We start from the raw sequence: 8,530 nt of genomic DNA, 5'->3' as shown, positions 1-8,530 counted from the left end.
GCCATTCCAGGTTAAATCAGAATTGCAGGTTATTAAATTTGCGTTCCTTAATAGATTCTGTCAATGCGTAACTCCTAGCTACTTCAAAATATTTAAGTAATAAGACAGAATTAATTACACAACTGGTTTTTCTGTTCCCCGTTCCCTGTTCCCTGTTCCCTTTTTTTGTAATTTAAAATATCTTGCAATCGTGCGACCATTTCCGCACGGGTCGAAACTCCCAACTTACGAAACATCCTTTTTAAAGCCTGTTTAACAGAATTTTGACTAATCCATAATTTAGCTGCAATTTCAGGATTAGTGAAACCTTGGGCTACCAATTCAGCAATTTGTAATTCCCTTGGTGTGAGAGGACAAGTAACAGTAGATTTAAAACTTTTAGGTTTTGCGCGTAAAGTAGCTAACTTAGCTGACAAATGAATACATACAGCACTCAGATCAGCTAAATCATTACCATTAAAAGCCAGACTTCCTTGGTCACGAGCAAAATTTAATGTTCCGACCAAATGACCATCACAAATTATCGGACCAGTCATCACGTGTTCGTGACGGGTACAAAAATGTTTCCAATCGTCTGGGGACAACAGTAATTGTTCATGGGCTGGGGCGTGACGTTCTAGCACATAGCGTCCAACAGGATTGTTTTCTAAGCAAACCGCCGGAATTTCGGGAATTTCAATTTCCGTCGTTGACTCATTATCTACCAGATAAATACCCCAATGAGGTACGCCAAAATGCTCGCCAATGGTATCCATCAGAGCTTGTTTTAATTCTTGCTCATCTTGGACATTAGCGATCGCCTGAAAAATGGCGTGGAGAGAATTAGCCATAAGAGTACCCATTTGGGGACTATCCAAACCTCATGAATTACTTCTATGCTAATACCACCGACCATAAAACGCTATTATCACTCTTTAACCATAGGACAAATCATGACAGTTACACAAATTTCCGCCCAAGAACTTTTTCAGGCTGCTTATGAAAATCGCTACACCTGGGATAGCAACTTCCCTGGTTATACAGCAGATATCACCTATAAATATGATGATCAAGTAGTTACTGGTAAAATTCAGATCGATGCCAATCTCAAAGCAGAAGTTTTAGATGTAGAAGACGAAACAGCTAAAAAAGCCATTCACGGACAAGCCTGGGAAATCGCTGTTCACCGTGTCCGCAGGGCTTTTTCAGACACCCACGGCGCAAATATTTTTAATTACGGCCACACTGACCCAACTGGTGCAGTAGAAATTTTAGTTGGTGGTAAAGCTGAGGGTGATAAATACAAAGTTCGTAATAATGAAGTTTGCCACGTTCATCGTTTAATTCATGGAACTTTCGTGACTATTGACACCTTTAGCAGTCATGACACTGGTGCTGGTTATCTATCTCATACTTATGATTCTGTTTACCATGACCCCAAGACTGGGGAACAAAAGGGTGGTAGAAGTGAATTTACTGATGAATATGAAAAAGTTGGTGAATATTTCATTTTGAATCGTCGGGAAATTCGGACTGAAACACAAGGAAATGTGTCAACTCAAGAGTTTATTTTTTCTAACATTGAGTTGTTATAGTCAAAACCTGTGCAGAGACGTTCCATAGAACGTCTCCATATCTCTATTTAACCAAATGTCCAAATTTTTAGTGCAAAAGTAGGGTGTGTAAAGCCCTTCGGGCATGGCTACGCTAAAGCGACAGCGTAACGCACCATTCCAGGTTAAATCAGAATTGCAGGTTATTAAATTTGCGTTCCTTAACCAAATGTCCAAATTTTTAGGATCTATCTGAACTATACTAGGTTTAAAATTAAATCAATTAACATAACAAGGAAATATTTCATGCCTTACACAAACGAAGAAGGTGGCCGTCTGAATAATTTTGCTAGTGAACCTAAAGTTTATAAAGCAGAACCACCTACCAACTCACAAAAGCGCAACTATATCATTTTAGGAATACTTGCAGCTAGTTTTGTCAGTGCAATCATTTTCGTTGCCTTCTCTGTTTCTAACGTCAGCAGTTAGACCTTTCTGAGGACTTATGCAAGATTAACGTATTTTCGTCATTGCGGGACTGACCTAGCAATCTCAAACCCTGATGTTTCGTATCCCTTGCGTAAGTCCTATCCATCAGCGTACCCTACGAAAAGCCAGCTACAATTATTCTTAATATTTGAGATTTTAAATGAATTTGGTTTGGCAAGTTGACTTTTATCGTCGTCCAATACAGGATGCCCCAGGGCAAGTATTATGGGAATTATTGATTTGTGACCCGACTCGTAGCTTTGAATATGTGGCGACTTGCCCCCAATCAGAGGCTAATTCAACTTGGATTACAGCACAATTACAGTTAGCAGGTGGTGAAAAATTACCCGATTTAATTCAAGTATTTCGCCCTCAGTCTTTGAGTTTAATTGAGATGGGCGGACGCAACTTGGGTATTAATGTTGAACCTACCCGTAATACTTTGGCTTTAAAACAGTGGTTGCAAGAGAAAAAATATCCCTTAGCTATTGATCAACCACCCCCAGTACCCTTACCCGAAAATCTTTGGGGGGAAGAATGGCGCTTTGCTACTATTCAAGCTGGTGATCTGGTTGATATGTTTGCAGAACGTCCAATTCCTGTTTTATCTATGCCAGAATTTCTCAAACCAATTAATCTGGGTTTAGCTTCAACATTAGCTGTTCCCGGTGTGGTAATTTATGGTGGAAGGACTTCTCTGCGGTTGGCGCGATGGTTACAACAGGCTAAACCTGTGTCCGTGAATTATATTGCTGGTGCGCCAGATGGTTTGATTTTAGAAGCTGGTTTGGTGGATAGGTGGATTTTAGCAACTTTTGAAGATACAGAATTTGCCGCCGCAGCTAAGTTATACGAACAGCGCAAACAACTAAGTAAGGGATTACATTTTTTATTGGTACAACCTGATGATTCTGGCATGACTGACAGTGGTTTTTGGTTGTTGCAAATAGGGAGTTAACTGGATGATGATCCCACTTTCGCCACTTATGCAAATTTGTCAACCTCTACAGAAAATGACTACACTAAAGTAGATAATTACCTCAATCCTCATTTTACCGAGAACCTAAATATGGCTTTATTTCGTGGACGTAGGTTTTTAGCTGCTATCCTACTATCTGTTTTACTCCTGACTACAGCTTGTGCTACAAAAGCACCTAGTCAATTTGATCAGGTACAACAAGAAAGCAGTAAACAAAAAAGCGGTCTAGCTGTGGCTAAAAATGCCACACAAGGTAGCGAATTTAATAAATTCTTCCCAACAGGAGGAGATGGCTATCAACGTGTTTATACTCAAGAGAAAAAAGGCTTTTCAGAGGCCAACTTAAAAAAAGATGGTAAAGTTGTGGCTCAACTAGCTATTTCTGACACCACCAGCATACCAGGAACAGCATCCAAATTTTCAAATAGCACTAAAAGCATTGATGATTATCCATCTATAGAAATAGGTAAAACCCAAACTGCGGTTTTAGTGGGTAAGTACCAGGTAAAAGTAATTTCTAAAGACCCATTATTTACAGCCAGCGATCGCGCTGATTGGATTGAAGAGTTTGATCTTGATGGACTATCTAAATTGAAATAAATTCAAGCTAATTAAATTCAGGAGAACCTTGTGAATAAACCAATTTTCGAGTTAGTTGATCAACTACCTACCAGTGGCTTGACTATTTCTTTATTAAATGCTTTGGATTTCGTTGCCCCTGGTGAATGGCAAAACACCGTCGGTTTTGTTAATACCATTAAAACAGTTACTGGAGAAACTGACGAAGACTTAATCCAGCAAATTGGGGAACGAGCAATTTATCTTTTCAACGACAAATCCCAAGGATATCAAACCGCACTCTGGCTTTATCAAACCGTTGACAATACAGATAAAGCTTTAGGTGCAGCAGCTTTAGCCAATAAAGTCGGTGAATCAATCCCCCTATTAGGATTTTTAAACTCCCTCACTCCCAAACCAGACAAAGCCCAAGCTATTGACCTCACTTTAAAAACAGTAGTTGAACTATTAGCTTTTTGCCAAATTAACGGCATACCAGGGGACAGCATTGGCGATTTTGTTGCTTCTTTAGGTGAGTATAGCGGAGAATCAATGATTCGCATGGTAGCTTTGATTTGTGTTGATGGGATCTTACCCTTTGGTCCAAATTTCATGCAAAAATCATTATCTTTTATCAGTCAAATGAACCCCCAAGAATTGGATCAAAACTCCACTTTTAGCGCCATTAAAAATATAATTCCTGGTATTAACACCGGAAAAAAATTAGACTTTCTAGGACAAAGTTTAGATAGTGTTAAAGGTTGGATGAATGGTATAGTCTCTGCTAACGCTTTAACAGCACAGAAAGTCTTAACTAATATGAGTGGGTTTCTGACTTTTGCAGATGACAAATTAGATTATGTCGCCGCATTCCTTGATGTATCTACAAATTACTATGAACACACTGGAACGCAGACTTTAGCTAGACGCTTAATTGAACGGGCTGTCGCTGAAATTTAGATCATCAAAAGGTCAGTGGTTATTGGTTGGGTGTTTTTCTAATGACCACTGACACCCCATAGGCACTCTATTAAAGTTAATATAAAATGATGGAAATCACAGGTATTTCTTCTAGAGAAATAGTTTTATTATCTACCTCTTCTTTTTAGTAGATTATAGATTAATTGTGTTGAACAGCACCAACTCATCAAAAATACGTTTTTATGTCCTGGCTAAAAGCCTTAATTCCAGCCATTATTGCCCTTCATTGTACAATATTTTCGCCCAAAGCGATCGCTGAAAGTTTTGATCAAGAAGCCTCTCGTTTCGTTTCTGGAACAGGTACAGCAATCTATTTAGGTGCAGGTGTTCTCCTCCCCATACTGTTAGATGGTAAACAAGGCACACAGGAGTCGTTACGAGCATTAGATACCCTCGCTGCCAGCACTCTGCTTTGCGTTGGCTTAAAAGAAATAACAGATGTTAAACGACCAGATTCCGATTCCACAGACAGTTTCCCCAGTTGTCATGCTACAACAGCATTTGCGATCGCTACCATCCAAAGTCACTATCACCCAAAATCTGCTATTCTCTGGTACTCTGGTGCATCAATTATATCCTACTCTCGCCTCAACCTCAATCGTCATCGTCTCACGGAGGTTTTAGCTGGCGCTGCATTAGGATACCTCACCGCCAAGCTAGAATTGAGTCAAAAGCACGGTCTGATCCTCTTTCCACTCATTACCAATGATAGTTCTGGCGGTTCTATTGTCGGATTTCAAGTAATTGGTTCTTTTTAAGAAGGTTTAATCTAACCACTCAAAGACGGTGCTTTTACACACCGCCTCTTTTTTTTGACCTGTCTATTGTCAAATGGTTTCCAAACATATAGTTACTTTTGTGAGGAGATTTTGACCGGAAAATCCAGTCCCATTAGACACGATTCACCAACAATTAATTATTTGAAGCGAGAACGTTGTTGACGACGTTGCTTGTGTCTCGCTATTGCTTTGCGTTTTTCTTTTTCTAAAGGTGTCTCAAAGTGACGATTTTTCCGCATATCTTGAAAAATTCCAGCCTTAGAAACCTCCCGCTTAAATCTTCGTAAAGCTGACTCAATACCCTCATTTTCCCCTAAAACTACTTGCGTCATTCTTAATTTCTCCTATTTTGTAGATTAATAGTTCCAACAAGCTATATGTATATTTCGCGCTTGTTGTTAGTCGGTAACAACCAAACGGGACAAACTATAACGCCCCTATTGATCAACGAAAATGCTATCCCTAAAACACTTTGCCATCTGTCGGGATTAATTTCCGTTATTTAAACTGCGATTAATACTCATGTAATGATATGCCGCTTGACTAACTGCATCATTTATTTGAATAAACCGCTTGTATACAATAACTTTTTCTAGCCATACAGTCAACCCGCCCCAGGTGCATTTTCTCAGGGACTTTCTACTCTGTTGCTCAAAAAACTGTACTCAAATCACTTCTGTTAATCTCATCACCTACCCCATAGGCAGGTGAGAGGTTTCTACTTTTTCAGCTAAAAGTAAAATTTTCTAGTATTTTAAAAACGACTGCGACCACCGCCGCCACCACCACCGCGATTATTGCCACCCCAACCACCACGAGAAGAACCGCTTCTTTCTTCACGGGGTTTAGCCTTATTTACCTTCAAATCACGACCCATCCATTCTGCACCATCTAGTGCTTGGATGGCCGCTTCTTCTTGGGAATCGGTTTCCATTTCTACAAATGCAAAACCACGGACACGACCTGTTTCTCGGTCGGTTGGTAGCTGTACACGACTGACTTTTCCGTATTCAGCAAAGGCGGTTTTTAGGTCTTCTTCTGTAACCTGATAGGACAAATTTCCAACGTAAATCGACATTGATGGTCTCCCAAATCAGAGAGTGTAGTGAGTTAGATTCGGAGAGACTCATATAAAACGATTTACTCAACCGAAAATAATCCTTATACAATCAATTATATCATAAGCTGCTAATTGTGTTCATTTTTGCCAAGGAACCGTAGAGGCGCAGAGAAGCTAGTGCGTTGCGGGGATTCCCCCCGTTGTAGAGACGTTCCATGGAACGTCTCTACAGGCGCGACATGGAGGAATAAGGATTTGAGTGGTCACTGAGCTTGTCGAAGGGTCGAAGTGAGATTTTTTATTTGGAACTTCCTAAAGTTTTTTCTGCTAACTGACACAAAATTTCATGATCTTGGGAATTGCTGGCTAGTAAACCACCCCATTGGTGAATGTCGTCTGTGTTGTATTGTAATGGTGTGCCGTCGAAGTGAGTGAATTTGCCACCAGCTTCTGTTAAAATTAGTTCTGGAGCGCACATATCCCAATCTTTAGGTGCAGATTTGCCTGATATAGAAATGTAAACATCTGCTTGTTGTTCGATGATTGCGGTAATTTTACACCCGATGCTACCAATTGCTTTTTGATTTTTGCAGGGTAACTTTTCCAGTAAATATTCTAACTCTTCGTTGCGATGAGAACGACTGACAACTAAAGTTAGATCCTCAATTTTTTTGTCTGGGTGAAGTTTTATAGGACTTGTACCATTAGCTGTTTCCACAAAAGTCCCATTACCTTTGGTAGCAAAATATAGTTTTTCTGTTTCTGGGACAACTACGACTGCTAAAATTGGTCGTGTTTGTTGAACTAAAGCTATGTGTATGGCATATTCCCCTGTTTTGTTGATAAAGTCTCTTGTTCCATCTAAAGGGTCAATAATCCAAACTAAGTCATGGGTATTTCTAGCTTGTTGAGATTTATAAGTTTCTTCGCTGATATAACCAAAGTCTTGATTTCCTAAAGCTGTCTCTAGCTGTGTTAAAATATATTGGCTGACTGCTAAATCTGCAACGGTGACTGGTTCATTTTGTTTATATTGGATATCTAAATCTGGGTATTGTGCAGTTCCATTGTAATAAGAACGCAGTATTTCAGCCGCACCCCAACCTATTTGACGGGTAATTTTTAGGATATCTTGTAAGTCTTTCATTTTAATTGTAATTGAGCCAATGGGTATGTGAGTGATGGGGTTTTTAGCTTATTTCCATCCAGCGACGAGTGCCAAAAGATTTACAAGCCTCAGTTGCAATATTAGCAGCTTGTTGTAAGGCATCAATAAAGTTTGTTTGGAGGATATAATGGCAAAAAGCACCATGGAAGATATCTCCAGCCCCTAGTGTATCAACTGGTTGGATTTCTGGAACATTGACAAAACCGTGATTACCATGATTTGAGTATTGAATGGGGTTTTTCCCTTGGGTAATGACGATGTGGGGAATGTTAAAACTATGGAGATAGGCGAAAACATCTTGTATGTTGTGACAGTTGGGTGGATAAAAGTTAGCGGAACAGATAGCATAATCGACAAAGGGTAAAATTTGTTCAAATCCTGGTTTCCAGCTACCACCATCGATCGCTATTGGGATATGCTGAGTTTTAGCTATTTGCGCGGTGCCTGCGGCAAGCGTAGCTATCGCTCTACTAACGGCGATTTGATGACCATCAATTAGTACAATATCTACATTAGATAAAATATCTGTGGGAATACTGCTACTATTGGCTTGAGTTTTGACGGCATTAATGGAAATGACTGCTCTCTCTCCCGTGGCTTGGGTGACGATAATGGAAGAAACTGGTGGTGGTGTGTTTTTGCTGGGGTCTAGGTCAATCACTGTCACCGGAAAGGTTGCCAAATCTGTGCGAATTAGCTGTGTCATGGGGTGAGAACCCAGTACACTGAGGAGGATAGCTTGATTTCCTAAATAGCTGAAGGTAACTGCGGCGTTTGTGGCTGGTCCCCCGGCTGCTACTGTATAGTCTGTAGCGACTAACTTTTGATTATTTTGCGGTGGTGAGTCTGCGAGATAAATTAAATCTAGGGTCGTTAAACCGACGAATAGGGCAGATTTTTCCATTATTTTTATTGCTGATGCTGATTTCATGTATGAAAATGATTTTGTGTGATGTCAAAACGCTTGTAGAGACGTTCCATGGA

11 protein-coding genes are annotated in these 8,530 nt (G+C 40.0%); 6 read left to right on the top strand and 5 right to left on the bottom strand.

What is annotated here, in order from left to right; all coding sequences use genetic code 11:
• Positions 1 to 110 precede the first annotated feature (110 nt).
• Positions 111 to 830 (bottom strand): helix-turn-helix transcriptional regulator, encoded by a 720-nt coding sequence (locus VB711_RS21825; protein ID WP_323288404.1) that lies wholly within the window; start codon positions 828 to 830, stop codon positions 111 to 113.
• A 102-nt stretch (positions 831 to 932) separates the two neighbouring features.
• On the opposite strand from VB711_RS21825, the gene VB711_RS21820 reads away from it, so the two are divergent.
• The 6 genes from VB711_RS21820 (at position 933) to VB711_RS21795 (ending at position 5,297) form a co-directional block, all read left to right on the top strand.
• The gene (locus VB711_RS21820) at positions 933 to 1,574 is read left to right on the top strand and encodes a DUF3386 domain-containing protein (RefSeq protein ID WP_323288406.1); all 642 of its coding nucleotides are present in this window, start codon (positions 933 to 935) and stop codon (positions 1,572 to 1,574) included.
• A 264-nt stretch (positions 1,575 to 1,838) separates the two neighbouring features.
• Complete coding sequence (psb34, locus tag VB711_RS21815) at positions 1,839 to 2,021, top strand: photosystem II assembly protein Psb34 (protein WP_323288403.1); 183 nt, start codon at positions 1,839 to 1,841, stop codon at positions 2,019 to 2,021.
• Positions 2,022 to 2,181: 160 nt separating this feature from the next.
• On the top strand, positions 2,182 to 2,979 hold the full coding sequence (locus VB711_RS21810) for a Tab2/Atab2 family RNA-binding protein (RefSeq protein ID WP_323288402.1): 798 nt from the start codon (positions 2,182 to 2,184) through the stop codon (positions 2,977 to 2,979).
• Positions 2,980 to 3,090: 111 nt separating this feature from the next.
• Entirely contained in the window at positions 3,091 to 3,600 is a 510-nt protein-coding gene (locus VB711_RS21805; protein WP_323288401.1) for a hypothetical protein, read from the top strand.
• Between the two features lie 30 nt (positions 3,601 to 3,630).
• Positions 3,631 to 4,518, top strand: coding sequence for a hypothetical protein (locus VB711_RS21800; RefSeq protein WP_323288400.1), 888 nt, complete (start codon positions 3,631 to 3,633; stop codon positions 4,516 to 4,518).
• Positions 4,519 to 4,721: 203 nt separating this feature from the next.
• Complete coding sequence (locus VB711_RS21795; RefSeq protein WP_323288399.1) at positions 4,722 to 5,297, top strand: phosphatase PAP2 family protein; 576 nt, start codon at positions 4,722 to 4,724, stop codon at positions 5,295 to 5,297.
• Positions 5,298 to 5,455: 158 nt separating this feature from the next.
• On the opposite strand, the gene rpsU is transcribed toward VB711_RS21795, so the two are convergent.
• The 4 genes from rpsU to VB711_RS21775 form a co-directional block, all read right to left on the bottom strand.
• On the bottom strand, positions 5,456 to 5,650 hold the full coding sequence (gene rpsU, locus VB711_RS21790; RefSeq protein ID WP_013192888.1) for a 30S ribosomal protein S21: 195 nt from the start codon (positions 5,648 to 5,650) through the stop codon (positions 5,456 to 5,458).
• A 422-nt stretch (positions 5,651 to 6,072) separates the two neighbouring features.
• Complete coding sequence (locus tag VB711_RS21785) at positions 6,073 to 6,396, bottom strand: RNA-binding protein (RefSeq protein ID WP_323288397.1); 324 nt, start codon at positions 6,394 to 6,396, stop codon at positions 6,073 to 6,075.
• A 280-nt stretch (positions 6,397 to 6,676) separates the two neighbouring features.
• Positions 6,677 to 7,525: a 3'(2'),5'-bisphosphate nucleotidase CysQ family protein gene (locus VB711_RS21780; RefSeq protein ID WP_323288395.1), complete on the bottom strand. Its 849-nt coding sequence runs from the start codon at positions 7,523 to 7,525 to the stop codon at positions 6,677 to 6,679.
• A gap of 43 nt (positions 7,526 to 7,568) precedes the next feature.
• Complete coding sequence (locus VB711_RS21775; RefSeq protein ID WP_323288394.1) at positions 7,569 to 8,450, bottom strand: sugar kinase; 882 nt, start codon at positions 8,448 to 8,450, stop codon at positions 7,569 to 7,571.
• Between the last annotated feature and the right edge of the window lie 80 nt (positions 8,451 to 8,530).

This window comes from Cronbergia sp. UHCC 0137 (assembly GCF_034932285.1).
Classification (GTDB): Bacteria; Cyanobacteriota; Cyanobacteriia; order Cyanobacteriales; family Nostocaceae; genus Cronbergia.
The sequence above is the reverse complement of the archived record's forward strand: the minus strand, read 5'-3'. Positions and strand labels throughout refer to the sequence as shown.

Bases quoted from the DNA above. Each gene is read 5' to 3' on its own strand.
- VB711_RS21825 (WP_323288404.1), bottom strand. From the start codon at position 830: ATGGCTAATTCTCTCCACGCCATTTTTCAGGCGATCGCTAATGTCCAA.
- VB711_RS21820 (WP_323288406.1), top strand. From the start codon at position 933: ATGACAGTTACACAAATTTCCGCCCAAGAACTTTTTCAGGCTGCTTAT.
- psb34 (WP_323288403.1), top strand. From the start codon at position 1,839: ATGCCTTACACAAACGAAGAAGGTGGCCGTCTGAATAATTTTGCTAGT.
- VB711_RS21810 (WP_323288402.1), top strand. From the start codon at position 2,182: ATGAATTTGGTTTGGCAAGTTGACTTTTATCGTCGTCCAATACAGGAT.
- VB711_RS21805 (WP_323288401.1), top strand. From the start codon at position 3,091: ATGGCTTTATTTCGTGGACGTAGGTTTTTAGCTGCTATCCTACTATCT.
- VB711_RS21795 (WP_323288399.1), top strand. From the start codon at position 4,722: ATGTCCTGGCTAAAAGCCTTAATTCCAGCCATTATTGCCCTTCATTGT.
- rpsU (WP_013192888.1), bottom strand. From the start codon at position 5,650: ATGACGCAAGTAGTTTTAGGGGAAAATGAGGGTATTGAGTCAGCTTTA.
- VB711_RS21785 (WP_323288397.1), bottom strand. From the start codon at position 6,396: ATGTCGATTTACGTTGGAAATTTGTCCTATCAGGTTACAGAAGAAGAC.
- VB711_RS21780 (WP_323288395.1), bottom strand. From the start codon at position 7,525: ATGAAAGACTTACAAGATATCCTAAAAATTACCCGTCAAATAGGTTGG.
- VB711_RS21775 (WP_323288394.1), bottom strand. From the start codon at position 8,450: ATGGAAAAATCTGCCCTATTCGTCGGTTTAACGACCCTAGATTTAATT.